The sequence below is a fragment of the Streptomyces sp. NPDC013457 genome, from assembly GCF_043089925.1.
Taxonomy (GTDB): domain Bacteria; phylum Actinomycetota; class Actinomycetes; order Streptomycetales; family Streptomycetaceae; genus Streptomyces.
The window spans coordinates 115,341-132,072 of the sequence record NZ_JBICBL010000003.1; the positions used below are offsets into that span (position 1 = coordinate 115,341).

Consider the following 16,732-nt stretch of genomic DNA (forward strand, 5'->3'; position numbering starts at 1 on the left):
GAACGTTTCGGCTGAGAGTATTTGTTCAGTCGAAGAACTATTCCCTGGAAAGGCTTCCCCCATGCCCCTGGCGCTGTTCGCGCTCGCCGTCTCCGCCTTCGGCATCGGCACCACCGAGTTCGTGATGATGGGCCTGCTGCCCAACGTCGCCGGCGACCTCGGCACCTCCGTCCCCACCGCCGGCCACCTGGTCTCGGCGTACGCGATCGGCGTCGTCATCGGCGCGCCGCTGCTCACCGCCCTCGGCTCCCGCGTGCCGCGCAAGAAGATGCTGCTCCTGCTGATGGCGCTGTTCGTCGTCGGCAACCTGGCGTCCGCGCTCGCCCCCGGCTTCGGCTGGCTGGTCGCGGGCCGGGTCCTGGCCGGGCTCCCGCACGGCGCGTTCTTCGGCGTCGGCGCCGTCGTCGCCGCCCGGCTCGTGGCCGAGGGCCGCCAGGCGCGCGCGGTCGCCACGATGTTCCTGGGGCTCACGGTCGCCAACATCCTCGGCGTACCGGCCGCGACCCTCCTCGGCCAGCACCTCGGCTGGCGGGCCACCTTCCTCGTCGTCACCGTCATCGGCCTGCTGGCCATGGCGGCGCTCGCCCGGCTCGTGCCGTACGTCCCCGTCGACGAACGCCAGAGCCTGGGCCGCGAGGTGCGTGCCCTCGGCCGGCCGCAGGTGCTGCTCGGCCTGCTCACCGCGGTCTTCGGCTTCGCGGGCGTCTTCGCCGTCTACTCCTACCTCGCCTCGATGACCACCGAGGTGATGGGTCTGGCCGAGTCCTCCGTCACCCTCGTCCTCGCCCTCTTCGGCATCGGCATGACGGCCGGCGCGCTCGCCGCGGGTCCGCTCACCGACCGGGCGCTCCGGCCCACGCTGTACGGCTCGCTCACCGCGCTCGCGCTCGTCCTGGTCGCCTTCCGCTTCACGATCCACGTGCCGTGGCTGGCGCTCGTGACCGTCGTCGTCCTCGGCGCCGTCGGCTTCATGACCACCACCCCGCTCCAGATGCTCGTCATGAACAAGGCCAAGGACGCGCCGACCCTGGCCTCCGCCTCCAACCACTCCGCGTTCAACCTGGCCAACGCGGGCGGCGCCTGGGCGGGCGGCGCGGCCGTCGCTTCCGGCTGGGGCTGGACGTCCCCGACCCTCGTCGGCGCCGTCCTCGCCGTCCTCGGCCTGGCGATCGCCGCCGTGGCGGGCCTGCTGGACCGTGCCCGGACGGACGGGGGCGCCTCCCGCGTCGTCACGGGAGGCGCCCCGGCCGCAGAACGAGCGGTCAGCGGCTCGTCGTCTCCCGCCAGCGGTTCGTGATCGGCAGGCGCCGGTCCTTGCCGAAGCCCTTCGCCGAGATCTTGGTGCCCGGCGGGTACTGGCGCCGCTTGTACTCCGCCGTGTCCACCATCCGCAGCGTCCGCGCCACGAGCTCCTCGTCGAAGCCGGCCGCGACGATGGCGTCCTTGCCCTGGTCGCGGTCGACGTACAGCGCGAGGATCCGGTCCAGCACGTCGTAGTCCGGCAGCGAGTCGGTGTCGACCTGCCCCGGCCGCAGCTCGGCGCTCGGCGGCTTGGTGATCGAGCTCTCCGGGATCGGCGGGGTCATGCCCCGCTCCTCGGCCGCCCGGTTGCGCCAGCGCGCCAGCCGGAACACGGTCGACTTGTAGACGTCCTTGATGGGGCCGTACGCGCCCACCGAGTCGCCGTACAGGGTCGAATACCCGACCGCCAGCTCGGACTTGTTGCCCGGCGCGAGGACGATGTGACCCTCCTGGTTGGAGATCGCCATCAGCATCGTGCCGCGCAGCCGGGACTGCAGGTTCTCCTCCGCGAGACCGGTGAGTCCGAGCGCACCCATGTACGCGTCGAACATCGGCTCGATCGACACCGTACGGAAGTTGAGTCCGGTGCGGCGGGCCAGCTCGGCGGCGTCGCCGCGCGAGTGGTCCGAGGAGTACTTCGACGGCATCGAGACGCCGTACACGTTCTGCGCGCCCACCGCGTCGCAGGCGATCGCGGCGACCAGCGCCGAGTCGATGCCGCCGGAGAGGCCGATGAGGACCGAGCGGAAACCGTTCTTCGCCGCGTACGCGCGCAGGCCCACGACCAGCGCCGAGTAGACCTCCTCGTCGTCGTCGAGCCGGTCCGCGTAGCCCCCGGTCAGCTCCGGCTCGTACGCGGGCAGCGGCTCCTCGGAGAGGACCACCCGGTCGATCCGCAGCCCGTCGTCGACGACGCCCTCCGGCGCGTCGGGGGAGGCGGCCGGCAGGTCGAGGTCGAGGATCACCGTGCCCTCGGAGAACTGCGGGGCGCGCGCGACGACTTCGCCGCCCGCGTCGACGACGATCGAGTCGCCGTCGAAGACCAGCTCGTCCTGGCCGCCGATCATCGCGAGGTAGGCGGTGGTGCAGCCCGCCTCCTGGGCGCGCTTGCGGACCAGTTCGAGCCGGGTGTCGTCCTTCTCCCGTTCGTACGGCGAGGCGTTGATCGACACGAGCAGCCCGGCACCCGCGCTGCGGGCCGCCGGAACCCGGCCGCCCTCCTGCCACAGGTCCTCGCAGATCGCGAGGGCCACGTCGACGCCGTGGACGCGGACGACGGGCATGGTGTCGCCCTGGACGAAGTAGCGGTACTCGTCGAAGACGCCGTAGTTGGGGAGGTGGTGCTTGGCGAAGCGCAGCACCACCTCGCCCCGGTGCAGCACGGCGGCGGCGTTCTCGGGGGACCCGGCGGGCCGGCCGAGACGCGGCACGGCGCGCTCCGAGCGGTCGAGATAGCCGACGATCACGGGGAGCTCCCCGAGCCCCTCGGCGTCGAGGCGCCGGGCGAGCGCCCGCAGGGCGTCCCGGGACGCCTCGACGAAGGAGGAGCGCAGCGCGAGGTCCTCGACGGGGTAGCCGGTCAGCACCATCTCCGGGAACGCGACCAGATGCGCGCCCTGCTCGGCGGAGTGCCGGGTCCAGTGGACGACCGCCTCGGCGTTCCCGGCGAGATCGCCGACGGTCGAGTCGATCTGATTCAGAGCGAGGCGTAGTTGAGGCACCCGCCCAGTGTAATCGTCAGACCGACGCTATGTCCTGGCGAACGCCCGGCTCGGCCGGGCGTTCGGCGACTACTTCGTCGGACCGACCCAGATCGCTTCCTCGTGCTCCAGGATGGTCGGGCTCAGCTGGACCTGCAGCTCCCCGTCCGCGTCCGGAGCGACCGAGAAGGCGAAGTCGGCCTTGGCCTGCTTGCCGGGGAGCACGTTGCCCCGGAACATCTCCGTGGCGTTGCTGCCGTCGAAGACCGGCTCGGCCCGCGAGCCCTCCGCGTCGCTCGCATCGACCAGGGCGCCGGAGACGTCGAGGGTCTCCTTGCTGCCGTTGACGATCGTGACCGTCACCTGGAACGCGCTGTTGCCCTTGGTGTGCCCGGCGGCGAACTGGTCGGGCTTGTAGGCGCGCGGCTTGGAGACGGTCACCTTGATGCCGTCCTCGTACGCGAAGGTCTGACCGAACTTCAGCGCCGCCGGTGCGGCCTCGGTCGGCTCGGCGTCCGTGGGCTCCGCGCCGGGCTCGGCGGGGGCGGAGGTGGCGTTCTCCTGCTTCTGGATCTCCTTGTCGATGTCGTCCTTGATGTCCTTCACCGCGGTGGCGAAGACGATCACCCAGACGACCGAGACGACGATGGCGAGTCCGCCGAGGATGAGGCCGGTCAGGGCCATGCCCTTGTTCGTCGCCTCGCCCTTGCGGCCTCTGGAGTGGCCGATGATGCCGAATATCAGGGCCAGCAGGCCCAGGACCCCGCCGAGCCAGAACAGGAACGGGACGATCGCGAAGAGCAGGCCCACGATGCCGAGGACGAGAGCGGTCACCCCGAGCCCGTTGCGCGGCTGCTGGAACGGCGGCTGCGGCGGCATCCCGGGCATACCGGTCGGCGGCGGCCCCCAGGGGTTCTGGCCGGGGGCGTTCGTGGGCGTGGTCATGCGGCATCCTCCGAGATGGTCAGGGTGTTGACGTTAAGCCAGCTGATTATGGAGGAGCCAGGGATTTTGTGAACAACCGGTGGGGCTCTCGCCTCGGGCGCCGTGCCGCGGGCCCGGCGACGCCACCCCCGCCCGGCGCGGCCCGGGGCCGTCCGCCTAACATCCGTACCACTATGTCCCCTTCTCGTCCCGGCAGTGCCGCGCGAGTCACCGCGGTCCTCCTCGTCCTCGGCGCGCTCGCGTACACCGCCTGGGTCGTCGAAGTCGTCGTCCGGACCGGGCTCGACCCGGTCCGGACGTACGTCTCCGAACTCGCCGCCACCGACCAGCCGCTCGGCGCCCTCTTCCGAGCGACCGACCTCGCGGCCGGGCTGATCCTCCTCGCGGCGGCCGTCACGGCGCTCCGGTCGACCCGGCGCCTCCCCACCACGACCCGCCGCCCCCTCGTCCTCCTCGGGTGGCTCGCCCTCGGGCTGTTCGGCGCCGCCACCGCCGCCGACTCCCGGCTGCCGCTCAGTTGCGCGCCCACCGTCGACCCCGCGTGCGCGGCCCGCGAGGACTCCGGCCTCGTCCCGGCCACCCACGCCGCGCACTCCGTGAGCTCCGGCCTCGCCCTGGCCGGTGCCCTGGCCGCCATGGTCGCCCTCACCCTGGCCGCCCGCCGCTACCGGATCTGGCCGCCCCTCGCCGGTACCGGCGCCGTCCTCGTCGTCGTCGAACTCGCCGCCACCGCCTGGACCCTGGCAGCCGTCGCCGCCTTCGAGGCGGGGGTGGGTCTGTGGTGGCTGGGAGCCGGCCAGCGGATCCAGCTCCTCCTCGTGGCACTCTGGCTCGGAGTACTCGCCGTCTCCGTGGCCAGGGAGAGACCTTGAGCGTGTTCGTAAGGGTCGGGGACGTGGCCCACCACGCCGTGGTCGAGGGCAGCGGACCCGTCTGCGTCCTCAGCGCCGGCCTCGGGATGAGCTGGTTCGACTGGGACTCCGTCGTCCCGCTCCTCACCCGCACCCGCACGGTCGTCCGCTTCGACCGCCCCGGCCACGGCCTCTCCGCCCCGGCCGCCGTCCCCCCCAGCGCCGCGGGCGAGGCCCACCGCATCGCCGCCCTCCTCGACGCGCTGTCCCTGCCGGGGCCCGCCACCGTCGTCGGGCACTCCATCGCCGGGTTCCACGCGGAGGCCTTCGCGCGCCTCCACCCGGGCCGTACCGCCGGGATCGTGCTCGTCGACGCGTCCGTCGAGGAACACGCCCGTACCCCCGCCGCCCCCGCGCTGCGCACCGCCGCCGCCCGCGGACTCGGGACCCTGCTCTCCGCCGCCGGAGCCCCGGCGGCCCTCGGCCCCGCCGCCCGCCGCGTCACCGTACGGCTCTCCCGCGCCCGCGGCGGCGACCCGGCACCCGCCGACCTCGTCCGGCGCGTGTACGCCACCTCCCGCGTGCTCCGCGGCACGCTCCTGGAGAACGCCCACTACCGTGCGGTCGCCGCCGAACTCCTCGCCCTGCGCGAGCGGTTCCCACTGCCGCCGGGACGCCCCGTCACCGTCCTCGCCGCCCCCGACGGCTCCGCCAGCTGGGCCGGCCGCCAGCGCGCACTGGCCCGACGGCTCGGCGCCCGGTACGAGGCGGTCGAACCGTCGGGCCATCTGATGATGTGGGACCGCCCCGACGCCGTGGCGCGCGCGGTACGGGATCAGGAGGAGGCGTAGACGGTCGCGCAGAACTCCTTGATCTGCTCGTCGTTCAGGTGCTGCGCCAGATCGGCCTCGCTGATCATCCCCACGAGACGCTTGTTCTCGATGACCGGCAGCCGCTTGATCTGGTGCCCCGTCATCTCGTCGAGGACCTGGCTCACGTCCGAACCCGCCTCGATCCAGCGCGGGGTGCCGTGCGCCATCTCTCCACAGGTCGTCTTCGCCGGGTCATGGCCCATGGCGACACAGCCGACCACGATGTCGCGGTCCGTGATGATGCCGCACAGCCGCTCATGCTCGTCGGCGATGGGCAGCGCGCCCACATTGAGGTCGCGCATCATCTGCGCCGCGCGGTCGAGCGTTTCGTGCCGGGGGATCCACTGGGCCCCCGGATGCATGATGTCCTTCGCCGTGGTCATGGGGTGCGTACCTCCGTAGAAACGTCGTCGTACGTACGTCCCCGAGCCCCCACCATTCTCCGCGTACGCGACGGCCCCCGCGACCGCTGGGGTCACGGGGGCCGTGGCGTGAGCCGATCCGGGGCTCTCAGGCGCGCGGCTTCGCGCCCCGCGCCTTCAGCAGGTCCGCCATCAGCGCGATCTCCGACTCCTGGGCGTCGACCATGCCCTGCGCGAGGTTCTTCTCGATCTCCACGGAGCACTTGTCCACACAGCCCTGGGCCATGTGCACACCGCCCTTGTGGTGGTCGGTCATCAGCTGGAGGTAGAGGATCTCCGCCTCCCTGCCACTGGCCTTGCGCAGCCGCTCCATCTCCGTCTTGGTCGCCATGCCCGGCATCAGCGCCCCGTCGAGCGGGCCGCCGCCGTGCCCGTCCATGCCCATCCAGGTCATGGGCTCGGTGCCGGACTCGACCTTCGGCAGGCCCCACATGTCCAGCCAGCCCAGCATCATGCCGCGCTGGTTGGCCTGGGTGTTGGCGATGTCGTACGCCAGCCGGCGCACCTCCTCGTCCTCGGTGCGGTCCCGGACGACGAACGACATCTCCACGGCCTGCTGGTGGTGGACGGCCATGTCACGGGCGAAACCCGCGTCCGCCGAGGCCGACACGGGGGACGCCGGCGCCTCCTCCCGCTCGGCGGAGGCGACCGTGACGGCGCCCCCGGCGAAGAGCAGCGCGAGGACGACGGCGGCGATCGACGCCCCGTGCGTACGGGTCAGCTTCACTGCGTCGCCCCGACACCGCCGGTGCAGGCCGCGCCGGGCTCGGGGGTCTGCGGGCCCTGCACGTACTTGGTGAAGAAGGCGTCGACCCGCGGGTCGCTCGCGCTGTCCACGGTCACCTGCTTGCCCCAGGCGCTCAGCATGATCGCGCCGGTCTGGTCGTCGACCGGGCTCATCAGCGAGTACGGGGTCTTGCCGACCTTCTCCGCCAGCTTCTTCACATCGGCCTCGGCGGCCTTCTTGCTGTACGTGACCCAGACGGCGCCGTGCTCCAGCGAGTGCACCGCGTTCATCTCGGCGATCTTCGTCTTGTAGACGTCGCCGTCGCAGTTCTGCCAGACCTGGTCGTGGTCACCGCCGACCGGGGGCTTCATCTCGTAGGAGACCGGGGTCGTCACGTGGTTGCGGCCGAGCTTCTTCGCGTCCCAGGACTTCTCGTCCTGGATGGGGGCCTTGGCGGCGGCCTCCTGCTGCTCCTTCTTCTCGGACTGCTGGTTGAGCACGTAGCCGCCGAAGCCGACCAGGCTCAGGACGACGACGGCGGAGACGCCGATGGTGATGAAGCGGTTGCGGCGCTCGCGGGCCTGCTCGGCGCGGCGCATCTCCTCTATTCGGGCGCGGCGGTCGGCGTTGGCGGAGCGGTTGGCGGCCATGTGAATGTCGTCCTTCTCGTATGGGGGGTCGGCATCAGGCGTCGGGCGTGAGCCGGGGGCGGGGATGGATGCGGCCCGCCGGCTACGTCCGCAGTACTTGAAGGACGTGCAGGTCCGGTGCGCGGGGCTGCGCGCCGGGACGGGGCGCCCGGCCGGAGTGGTACGCCGGTACGGGGCCCGGGAGCCGGCCCTCCGCGTGCTGCGGGGGGTCGAGCGGCGGCGCGGTGAGCACCGCCGGGCTGAGCGAGGGGAACAGCGAGCAGTCGCCTCGGTCGTACGGGCAGACGTACTCGATCTCGTACGTGTTCTCGGCGGCCGTGACCCGGTGGTGCGCCCGTGTGGTCTCGTCATGGGCCGGGGCCGTGTCACCGGCACCCAGACAGACGAAGAGCGCGGCGAGGAGCGTCGCCACGGCACTCGCCAGTGCCATGGGACGCGCGCGCCTGGACAGGCGTACGAGTGGAGGGCCCCCCATGTGCGGAGATCGTAGTGGCCCCTGGGCCGGAAGTGGGGATCCGGGGGCAAGTACGGGGAACCCGCGAGGGGAACAGACACACGGAATCGGCCGGTCCGGCGTTACCTGAGTCACACCCGAGCAGGCACTATGGGTGTGCAACGTGCGCGAAACCATGTGGTGGGATGCTCAGGTGCCCCCCGATGTGCCCGAGGCGGTGGGAACAGGCGGCCTGACCAGCAAAGATGGGTGTGGAAATGGACAAGCAGCAGGAATTTGTGCTCCGGACGCTCGAAGAGCGTGACATCCGGTTCGTGCGGCTGTGGTTCACCGACGTGCTCGGCTTCCTGAAGTCGGTGGCCGTGGCGCCCGCCGAGCTTGAGCAGGCGTTCGACGAGGGCATCGGCTTCGACGGCTCCGCCATCGAGGGCTTCGCCCGGGTATACGAGTCGGACATGATCGCCAAGCCGGACCCGAGCACGTTCCAGATCCTGCCGTGGCGCGCGGAGGCCCCGGGCACGGCCCGGATGTTCTGCGACATCCTCATGCCCGACGGCTCGCCGTCCTTCGCGGACCCGCGCTTCGTCCTCAAGCGCATCCTGGCCAAGACCTCGGACCTGGGCTTCACCTTCTACACCCACCCCGAGATCGAGTTCTTCCTGCTGAAGGACAAGCCGCTGGACGGCACGAAGCCGACCCCGGCCGACAACTCGGGCTACTTCGACCACACCCCGCAGAACGTGGGCATGGACTTCCGCCGCCAGGCCATCACGATGCTGGAGTCGATGGGCATCTCGGTGGAGTTCTCCCACCACGAGGGCGCCCCCGGCCAGCAGGAGATCGACCTCCGCTACGCCGACGCGCTCTCCACGGCCGACAACATCATGACCTTCCGCCTGGTCATGAAGCAGGTGGCGCTGGAGCAGGGCGTGCAGGCCACGTTCATGCCGAAGCCCTTCTCGGAGTACCCGGGCTCGGGCATGCACACCCACCTCTCCCTCTTCGAGGGCGACCGCAACGCGTTCTACGAGTCGGGCGCCGAGTACCAGCTCTCCAAGGTGGGCCGCTCCTTCATCGCCGGCCTGCTGAAGCACGCGGCCGAGATCTCGGCCGTCACCAACCAGTGGGTCAACTCCTACAAGCGCATCTGGGGCGGCTCCGCCCGCAGCGCGGGCGCGGGCGGCGAGGCCCCGTCGTACATCTGCTGGGGCCACAACAACCGCTCGGCCCTGATCCGCGTCCCGATGTACAAGCCGGGCAAGACGGGCTCGTCGCGCGTCGAGGTCCGCTCGATCGACTCGGGCGCCAACCCCTACCTGACCTACGCGGTCCTGCTGGCGGCGGGCCTGAAGGGCATCGAGGAGGGCTACGAACTCCCGGCGGGCGCGGACGACGACGTCTGGGCCCTCTCGGACGCGGAACGCCGCGCGATGGGCATCGAACCGCTCCCGCAGAACCTGGGCGAGGCGATCGCCCTGATGGAGAAGAGCGAACTGGTGGCGGAGACGCTGGGCGAGCACGTCTTCGACTTCTTCCTGCGCAACAAGAAGCAGGAGTGGGAGGAGTACCGCTCCGAGGTCACCGCCTTCGAGCTGCGGAAGAACCTGCCGGTGCTGTAGGCGCAGGTCAGAGTGGGTAACACCCGGAACTGAGACTCAGGGCCGACGGTCGCGAACCGTCGGCCCTGAGGCGAAATCGAACGGCTGCTGACGTGGTGAGTCCCCGACCTGGTGAACTTGTGGGGAGTGACCATCCCTCTCACTCGCACCACGACGAAGGGCTCGCTCGCCGCGCGGTGACCTGGTCCGATTCTGCGGTGGCCAACCCCGGGCGCCTCCTGCGGGTCATGCCGCCGGCAGCTCCTCCGCGGGCAGCCGGCCCGCGTGTACCGCGTCGAGCAGGGCCTGGTGGTCCCGCTCGTTCTGGTCGGCATATGCCTCCGCGAACGTCGCGAGTGCCCGGTCGAACGCGTCGCCGCTGCCCAGATACGCGGCGATGGCGATCCGGTCGCCGGACCGCGCGTGCGCACGAGCCAGCGTGACGCCGCAGAGTTCGCCGAACGCCTCCATGTCCTTCGGCCGCATTCGCTCCGGCATCGCGATGCCCTTCCAGTCGCGCAACTGGCGGACGTAGAAGTCGCGCTGCTTGCCGTCGATGCCGTCCACCCGTTCCCAGCCGAGGAAGATGTCGCTGGCGGCCTGCATCAACCGCTGGCCGGAGACCACCCGCTCGCCCTGGTTGCGGTACGTGCTCGCGCCGACGTGTGCGGCGAGCACGGAGGTGTCGGCCTCCTTGGCCTGGAGGAAGAGGGGGTCCCGGTCGTCCCGGCCGAGGAGCAGGAAGATCCAGCATCGGGTGCCGACGCTGCCGACGCCGACCACCTTGCGGGCGACGTCGGCCAGCCGGTAGTCCTCCAGGAGCGTGCGCCGGTCGGAGGCCAGGGTCCGGCCGTACCGCTCGATCAGACCTTGGAACTGGCGCTCGAGCGCGCTGCGCTCCGCGTCCGGAAGCATGTCGCTGATCGGGACGAGCAGCGGGGGATCCGCCGCGATCATGGGTCGGCCGTCGACCGTCTCGGTGACCTTGGCGAAAGCCTGCAGACTGTCGCGAGTGCGGGCCTTCGCCATGGCGCGGGCCAGGTTCTTCTGACCGCGCTTGTGGAGTCGGTCCGTGGCCAGGGCCTCAAGGCGGTCGGCGTCGATCTTCGCGTACCAGACGTCGATGGTGCGCATACCCGCGAAACGGATCATCGCCTCGCGGTACGAGCGGACCGTGGAGCTCACGATGCTGGCACGCTCGGTGTCGTCGAAGCCGTTCGCCCGGCCCGCGATGACGAAACTCGCGGACAGCCGCTTGACGTCCCACTCCCACGGGCCCGGCAGCGTCTCGTCGAAGTCGTTGATGTCGAACATCAACTGCCTCTCCGGCGATGCGAGCAGACGGAAGTTCAGCATGTGCGCGTCCCCGCAGAGCTGGGCAGTGAGTCCCGAGCGCGGGCTGTCGGACAGATCGGATGCCATGATCGCGGCGGCACCCCGGTAGAAGCGGAACGGGGACTCCGCCATCCGGCCGTAGCGGATCGGGACGAGTTCGGGCACCCGCGTCGCGGACTGGGCTTCCAGAATCGCCAGCGGGTCCGGTCTGTCGGGAGACGGCTGGTATGCGGCGTGGCTCGACCGTGGCGAGCGGCGCCGAGCCTCCTTGCCGAGGGCCGCCCGTTCCTCGGGCGTGGCGTGGGGTGCCGCACGCATAGCCGTGGTCGCGTTCTGGGGCATCGAAGGCCCTCCTGCCTGGTCCTGCGGCCGTTGGGGCGCCCGGCACAGGACACGTCGGGCAGAAGGGCTCCGTGGCCTTCTTCCACGTCGGCCGCGCGGCGGATCATCGATGCCGGGTGGGCGTCTGGTCTCAGCCTCGGCCCGTTCTGACCACCCCACCACCCCACCGGGGGTCGGAAACACACCCAGGAAGACGCGCGATATGTCCACTGCATCTGAAACCCCTGTCCTGGACACCCTCGCGGCCATGACGGTCGACTCATGCGGGCAGGGGTGATTCAGCGTTCCGACGGACTGGGACCGGTGCACAAGGCCCCGATCACGAAGGCGGTGACCGCGATCAGGACGATGCCCCAGAAGGGCGCGTACGGGATCCACAGGAAGTCCGCGACCATGGCATGTCGGACGGCTTGTCACAACCACGGCTTCTGTTGGGCTGATCGAGCTACTTCCACTGTCGACCTGTCTCGCGCGCTGCGCACCTTCGGACATGTGCGGCTCCTCCGAGGGCGATGAACGCGGTCGGCACAGCGGACGAGGCCTCGTTCCACTCACCGAGCCCAGAATGGCCTGTACGAATGCGCAATCCTGCACTCCACGCCTCCCCCACTCCACGCCTCTCCCCGCCTCCTCGATCCGCGACCGCCGGCGCGCCGCTAGGTGGTGGCCTCTGTGATGAGGACGGCAGCGGTTGCCGGGCCCGGGGTGTCATCGGTGGGTGCGGCGGTTACGGCTGACCTGACGGCGCGGGCGACTTCCAGGGGATGGTGGCCGGGCGCGACCGCGAGCTGGACCTGGATATGCCGACCGGGTGGGTCGTCCTGTCGCTCCACCTTGACCGGGCGGCCTCCCAGCGGGGCGGTGAGGCGAGCGACGCCTGGCACGGCCGACGCGACGCCGGCCAGCTCCCCGATGAGCCCCCGCAAGGGTCTGGTTCCGGCCGAAGGAGCGGAGCTTCGCGTGGGTGGAGCTTTCGACGGGGGTGCCTCCGGGCCTTCGTGGAGACCCGTGACGCGCAGATCAACTGCCACGACGGTCAGGCCGAGCCGTTCAGCGGCCACGTCGAGCAGCGTGGTCCGCAGCTGTTCGGCGGCCTGGTGTACCGGCCGCGTCACGGATGCGGTGAAGGCGGCCTCGATCCTGAGCGGTCCAGGCGGTAGCGCGCTGGCCGGCGGGCGGACGGCCGGTTCGGATACGGGTTGGTGCGGTGCCGGTCCGATGCGCATGCTCCTCAGCGTGACGCCGGGAGTCTCGGCGGCCGTGGGCCATAGGGCAAGGACGGCCGCTTGTTCGGTGATCCATGTCCCGTCTGCGGGCCCTCCGAGCGGGAGCAGCCGACCCAGATGGAGCTGGTCGCGTACCGCCTGCGTCCACGCCTCGGTTTCCACCGGTCCACCCTCTCCCAGGGTTTCATTCCCCGCCTAAGGGCGCTATAAAATAAGGATAAAGCCAGGATTGTCAGGTATGCCCGTCCTTGGGAGGGATGACCTGATGAGTGAGAAGTCCGACGTAAGGCACGGTGGTGCGCCCGGCTCTCGTGGCCGGACGACCATCGCCGATGTGGTGGTCGAGAAGATCGCCGGCATAGCGGCACGGGACGTGCGCGGCGTTCATGCTCTGGGCAGTGGATTCTCGCGCTCGATGGGCTCGATGCGGGAGCGGATGCCCGGCGCCGGTAGCGGCAAGTCCGTCACCCGCGGAGTCGATGTCGAGGTGGGAGAGGTACAGGCGGCGATCGACCTGGAGATCGTTGTCGACTACGGCGTCTCGATCACGGACGTGGCCGGTGAGGTACGGGAGAACGTGATCTCCGCGGTGGAGCGGTTGGCAGGGCGGGAAGTCGTGGAAGTCAACATCACGGTCAGTGATGTGAAGCTGCCCGACGAGGAGGACGAAGGGGAGGAGCGGCAGCGGATCCAGTAGCCGACGGGTTCGGCCGGCTACTGATGAAGGAGCGCGTGATGAGCAGAGCCGTGGTGGGTTTGATCGCCGGAATGGCACTGGGTTTCGCCGCGTACTTCGGTGGCTTCTGGGCCTTCCTGCTGGTGCTGGCGCTGGGTGTCGTCGGACTCGTGGTCGGGCGCTTGTCGGAAGGCGATCTCGAACCGGGTTACTTCGTCCGCCGCCGTGACGACCAGCAGCGGATCCGCGACAACCAGCGGCGGGCCCGGAGAGACTGGCGGCAGTGACCAGGGAAGCCGCTCGGCGCCCGGCCGTCCCCCGCGGGGAGCGGGGTGCGACCACGGTCGACGACCGGGTTGCGGCGAAGATGGCCGCCCAGGTGGCGCGCGAGGCGCTGAGGGGGTTCACCGAGTCGGCCGGGCACGTACCTCCCGGCCGCCGGAGGCCACGCGTCACGGCGTCCGTGCGGCGGGCGCCTGAGCGGAATGGGGCAGGGCGGGGAGGTGATCCTGGCGAAAGCCGGCCGATGCTCGGCGAGGTCCGGGCGCGTATCGCCTTGGAGCTGGGCTATCCGTCGGACATCGGAGCTCAGTGCGCCGCGGTGCGCCGACAGGTCACCGAACGGCTGAGGGCGTGGGCCGGCCTGGATGTCTCCGACCTCGTGGTGTCGGTCGAGAGGCTGCACTCGGTTCATTCGCGGCGTCCGGACCAGGAGAGGGTGACATGAGCGCGAACACGTGGCGGCAGCCGACCGGCGACAGTGACCTTCCTCCCGATCCTGGGGAGGCAGCTTCTCCCCCGGGGGACCCCGGCGCGCCGGCGGCAGTCCGAGAATCGGGCAGGTCGCCGCGCCGATTCTGGTCCGCGCGGCGGATCCCCGCGTTCATCGTGGCCCTGCTGCTCGTCGGAGCCACTGGACTGCTCCTGTACGACGTGGTCTCGGTGCGGGCCGGCCAGCCCGGGATGAGATGGCGGCGGCGGCTCGCCGATGAGTTGGCCACGCGCCCCCTGGACGACATCTGGATGATCGTCGGAGCCGCGGTGGCCATGGCCCTCGGGCTGTGGCTCTTCCTGCTGGCGGTGACGCCGGGGCTGCGCAAGCTGCTGCCCATGCGGCAGCCCACCGGTACCCGAGGAACGGAGGAGGTCCACGCGGGGCTCGACCGCCGTGCAGCCGCCCTGATCCTGCGTGACCGGGCCATGCGGGTGTCCGGTGTCGAGTCGGCGCGGGTCGATGTCGGGCGCTCGAAGGTCAAGGCCCGGGCGCAGGTGCATTTCCGTGAGCTCGACGAGGTTCGAGCGGACCTCGATGCCGCGCTGGGCGAAGCCGTGTCGACCCTGGGTCTCGCCCGGCCTCCCACGGTGTCCGTGCGTGTCGGGCGCCCGAGGAAGAGCTGAGGTCGATCCCGATGCTCAAGACGGTGAACCGGGTGATGCTGGGGCTGCTCGGCCTTGGACTGTTCGCCCTGGGCGGGGGCGTTCTGCTGGGCGGTCTGGATCTGCAGCGCCACTGGGATTTCGACGTACCGGGCTGGTGGCCCTTCCGCGGTCCGGCCGATGTAGTGCTGGGCATCGAGGGACGCACCCGGTGGCGGGAAGAGGGCTGGTGGTGGCCGTCCGTCATCGCCGTGCTCGCCGTGCTGTTGGTGTTGCTGCTGTGGTGGCTCGTCGCGCTACTGCGCAAAGGCCGGCTGGACCGCGTCCTCGTCGACAGCCAAGACGGCGCGACTGCCCAGCTCGACGGCCGTGCGCTTGAGGAAGTGATCGAGGAAGAAGCGCAGGCGCTGGACGGAGTCTCGCGGGCTCATGTCCGGCTGACCGGCCGGCGTACCGCTCCGGTCGCCCAAGTGCGGCTGTGGCTGGAGCCTCACGCGGATCCGGAGCAGACCCTGGGGCGACTCAGCCGGGAAACGCTCGCACGGGCCCGGGACTCGGCAGGCCTGGACGGCCTTCCCTCGAAGGTCAGCCTCCGGGAAGTTCGCCACAAGGCCCGTCGCGTCGACTAGGGACCCTTCGCCGCATCCAGGCCGGAATCCGCCGAGCCTGCTTGGAGGAAGGCCGATATCCGGGCGGGGCGGCCCCCGGCGTGCCACCGTCCACCGTGGAGGATGGGCATGATTCATCGCAGCCGTCCTGCTGGAAGGGCAGGAGGAGGAAGAGACCACCGTCGGGACACTGCGCAGGCCACCACCGGGGGTCGCGCCTACTCTGAGACTGAGGAACCGGTGAGACCGGAGGTCATCATGATCATTCTTGGGGTCATCCTGCTCGTCATCGGATTCGTGGCCGGCCTCGCCATCTTGTGGACCATCGGGATCATCCTGGTCGTCATCGGCGTCATCCTGTGGATCCTCGGGGCGGTCGGTCACGCGGTCGGCGGACGCCGTCACTATTGGTAGACGGCTCGCCTCGCGTGCTGATGCAGCCGCGCGGTCCAGTCCCTATCGCCGCCATCGCACAAGGAGGCGTATCGCGATGGCCCTCTTCGTGATTCTGCTCATCAGCGCCACCGCGCTGATCGTCATCGGCGCTGTCGCGGACGGAATGCTGTACCTGCTCTCCGTCGGCGTGCTGCTTCTGCTCGTCGCCGTGCTGTATCTGCTTGTGCGCTCGATCTTGCGCTCGCGCCGGCGCCGGCCCACTGGTTGAGGGGCGCTCGAACGACGGCGTGGCCCGCGTCCCCTCCGCTCAGCGTTCCGAGAGTTCCGAAGGGGCCTCCTGGACCACCCAGCCGTTGCCGTCCGGGTCCGTGAAGGTCATGAAGGAGTTCCAGGTCTCGCCCTTGCCGTCCTCCCAGCCTGTCGCGCCCACGTGGCGGATCGGGCTGACGTCCACACCGCGGGCCGACAGTTCCTTGCGGGCCGCCTCGATGTCCGTCACGCAGAGCTGGAGGCCCTGCAGGGCGCCCGGGGTCATCGGCTTCGTGCCGGGCATCGGGGGCATGCCGCTCTCCATCGAGATCGAGCAGCGCGAGCCCGGAGGCGTCGCCTGGATGATCCGGATCCCGGGGGAGACCTCGGTGTCCAGGTCGATCGTGAAACCGCACCTGTCGCCGTAGAACTCCTTCGCCCGGTCCAGGTCGGTCACGGGGACGAGGACGACTTCCAGCGTCCAGTTCATGGGGGGTCTCCTCAGAAACGCCAGCGGGTCTGGCCGAACGGCTCGCCCTTGGCGAAACCGAAGACCGTGCGCGGGGCGACGGCGAACACCAGGGCCGTCCCACCGTCGCTCACGAAGGCGCCGTCGCGCACGTCGAATCGCCAATCGGGGCCGTACTTCTCGACGTACGCGTCGGACAGCTCCCGCAGCCGCGTCTCGTCGGTGACGCGGACCGCCTCGCCCTCCACCACCAGGTCGAAGCCCTCACCCAGCGACGGCGTGCCGGTGGTGAGGACGACCTCCCGGTTCTCCGCCAGGTTGCGCGCCTTGCGTTCGTCGGGGCCCGTGCAGAAGTGCAGCGCGTCCTGCGACCAGACCGCGATCAGCGGGGTGACGTGCGGGCGGCCCTCCGGGCGGACCGTGGTCAGCCAGAAGACCTCGGCCCCGGCCAGCCGCTCGGCGGCCTCCGGCCATGCGGCGGGGCGGGCCTTCGGGTCACTGAAACGGGCGTCCAGGGTCGGTTCCGGGGTCAT

The 16,732-nt window shown here is 70.6% G+C and carries 20 protein-coding genes; 11 read left to right on the forward strand and 9 right to left on the reverse strand.

What is annotated here, in order from left to right:
- The first annotated feature begins 61 nt into the window (after positions 1–61).
- Positions 62–1,297, forward strand: coding sequence for an MFS transporter (locus ACF1G2_RS09375; RefSeq protein ID WP_391797704.1), 1,236 nt, complete (start codon positions 62–64; stop codon positions 1,295–1,297).
- On the opposite strand, the gene ACF1G2_RS09380 is transcribed toward ACF1G2_RS09375, so the two are convergent.
- Together ACF1G2_RS09380 and ACF1G2_RS09385 are read right to left on the reverse strand one after the other, a co-directional pair.
- Positions 1,263–3,023 (reverse strand): NAD+ synthase, encoded by a 1,761-nt coding sequence (locus ACF1G2_RS09380; protein WP_391797705.1) that lies wholly within the window; start codon positions 3,021–3,023, stop codon positions 1,263–1,265. The genes ACF1G2_RS09375 and ACF1G2_RS09380 overlap by 35 nt on opposite strands.
- A 69-nt stretch (positions 3,024–3,092) precedes the next feature.
- Positions 3,093–3,947 carry a DUF4190 domain-containing protein gene (locus tag ACF1G2_RS09385; RefSeq protein WP_391797706.1) on the reverse strand — a complete coding sequence of 285 codons (855 nt, stop codon included), beginning with the start codon at positions 3,945–3,947 and terminating at the stop codon, positions 3,093–3,095.
- Between the two features lie 173 nt (positions 3,948–4,120).
- Here ACF1G2_RS09385 and ACF1G2_RS09390 point away from each other — a divergent pair, with 173 nt between their 5' ends.
- On the forward strand, positions 4,121–4,819 hold the full coding sequence (locus ACF1G2_RS09390) for a DUF998 domain-containing protein (RefSeq protein ID WP_391797707.1): 699 nt from the start codon (positions 4,121–4,123) through the stop codon (positions 4,817–4,819).
- Positions 4,816–5,649, forward strand: a complete 834-nt coding sequence (locus ACF1G2_RS09395; RefSeq protein WP_391797708.1) for an alpha/beta fold hydrolase — start codon at positions 4,816–4,818, stop codon at positions 5,647–5,649. Before ACF1G2_RS09390 ends, ACF1G2_RS09395 begins: the two co-directional genes overlap by 4 nt.
- Here the strand turns inward: ACF1G2_RS09395 and ACF1G2_RS09400 are convergent.
- The 4 genes from ACF1G2_RS09400 to ACF1G2_RS09415 all read right to left on the reverse strand — a co-directional run bounded on the left by ACF1G2_RS09400 (position 5,634) and on the right by ACF1G2_RS09415 (position 7,899).
- Entirely contained in the window at positions 5,634–6,053 is a 420-nt protein-coding gene (locus ACF1G2_RS09400; RefSeq protein WP_391797709.1) for a CBS domain-containing protein, read from the reverse strand. The two genes, ACF1G2_RS09395 and ACF1G2_RS09400, sit on opposite strands and share 16 nt — an antisense overlap.
- 127 nt (positions 6,054–6,180) lie before the next feature.
- Positions 6,181–6,813 (reverse strand): DUF305 domain-containing protein, encoded by a 633-nt coding sequence (locus ACF1G2_RS09405; protein ID WP_391798123.1) that lies wholly within the window; start codon positions 6,811–6,813, stop codon positions 6,181–6,183.
- Between the two features lie 2 nt (positions 6,814–6,815).
- A complete protein-coding gene (locus tag ACF1G2_RS09410; protein WP_391797710.1) occupies positions 6,816–7,469 on the reverse strand; it encodes a DUF3105 domain-containing protein in 654 nt (217 codons plus the stop codon).
- An 82-nt stretch (positions 7,470–7,551) separates the two neighbouring features.
- A complete protein-coding gene (locus ACF1G2_RS09415) occupies positions 7,552–7,899 on the reverse strand; it encodes a hypothetical protein (RefSeq protein WP_391797711.1) in 348 nt (115 codons plus the stop codon).
- 281 nt (positions 7,900–8,180) lie between these two features.
- Here ACF1G2_RS09415 and ACF1G2_RS09420 point away from each other — a divergent pair, with 281 nt between their 5' ends.
- Positions 8,181–9,542 carry a glutamine synthetase family protein gene (locus ACF1G2_RS09420; RefSeq protein ID WP_352188302.1) on the forward strand — a complete coding sequence of 454 codons (1,362 nt, stop codon included), beginning with the start codon at positions 8,181–8,183 and terminating at the stop codon, positions 9,540–9,542.
- Between the two features lie 225 nt (positions 9,543–9,767).
- Here the strand turns inward: ACF1G2_RS09420 and ACF1G2_RS09425 are convergent, their stop codons facing one another.
- Positions 9,768–11,198 (reverse strand): DUF2252 domain-containing protein, encoded by a 1,431-nt coding sequence (locus ACF1G2_RS09425; RefSeq protein ID WP_391797712.1) that lies wholly within the window; start codon positions 11,196–11,198, stop codon positions 9,768–9,770.
- A gap of 998 nt (positions 11,199–12,196) precedes the next feature.
- On the opposite strand from ACF1G2_RS09425, the gene ACF1G2_RS09430 reads away from it, so the two are divergent.
- The 7 genes from ACF1G2_RS09430 (at position 12,197) to ACF1G2_RS09460 (ending at position 15,749) form a co-directional block, all read left to right on the forward strand.
- The gene (locus ACF1G2_RS09430; RefSeq protein ID WP_391797713.1) at positions 12,197–12,358 is read left to right on the forward strand and encodes a hypothetical protein; all 162 of its coding nucleotides are present in this window, start codon (positions 12,197–12,199) and stop codon (positions 12,356–12,358) included.
- A 331-nt stretch (positions 12,359–12,689) separates the two neighbouring features.
- Positions 12,690–13,121, forward strand: coding sequence for an Asp23/Gls24 family envelope stress response protein (locus ACF1G2_RS09435; RefSeq protein ID WP_391797714.1), 432 nt, complete (start codon positions 12,690–12,692; stop codon positions 13,119–13,121).
- 38 nt (positions 13,122–13,159) lie between these two features.
- On the forward strand, positions 13,160–13,387 hold the full coding sequence (locus ACF1G2_RS09440) for a hypothetical protein (protein WP_391797715.1): 228 nt from the start codon (positions 13,160–13,162) through the stop codon (positions 13,385–13,387).
- 436 nt (positions 13,388–13,823) lie between these two features.
- Positions 13,824–14,498, forward strand: a complete 675-nt coding sequence (locus ACF1G2_RS09445) for a DUF6286 domain-containing protein (protein WP_391797716.1) — start codon at positions 13,824–13,826, stop codon at positions 14,496–14,498.
- Positions 14,499–14,509: 11 nt separating this feature from the next.
- Entirely contained in the window at positions 14,510–15,106 is a 597-nt protein-coding gene (amaP, locus tag ACF1G2_RS09450; protein ID WP_391797717.1) for an alkaline shock response membrane anchor protein AmaP, read from the forward strand.
- A gap of 237 nt (positions 15,107–15,343) precedes the next feature.
- Positions 15,344–15,499, forward strand: coding sequence for a DUF6131 family protein (locus ACF1G2_RS09455; protein ID WP_391797718.1), 156 nt, complete (start codon positions 15,344–15,346; stop codon positions 15,497–15,499).
- A gap of 76 nt (positions 15,500–15,575) precedes the next feature.
- Positions 15,576–15,749: a hypothetical protein gene (locus tag ACF1G2_RS09460; RefSeq protein WP_391797719.1), complete on the forward strand. Its 174-nt coding sequence runs from the start codon at positions 15,576–15,578 to the stop codon at positions 15,747–15,749.
- A gap of 39 nt (positions 15,750–15,788) precedes the next feature.
- On the opposite strand, the gene ACF1G2_RS09465 is transcribed toward ACF1G2_RS09460, so the two are convergent.
- Positions 15,789–16,220 (reverse strand): VOC family protein, encoded by a 432-nt coding sequence (locus tag ACF1G2_RS09465; RefSeq protein ID WP_391797720.1) that lies wholly within the window; start codon positions 16,218–16,220, stop codon positions 15,789–15,791.
- Between the two features lie 11 nt (positions 16,221–16,231).
- A complete protein-coding gene (locus ACF1G2_RS09470; RefSeq protein ID WP_391797721.1) occupies positions 16,232–16,732 on the reverse strand; it encodes a pyridoxamine 5'-phosphate oxidase family protein in 501 nt (166 codons plus the stop codon).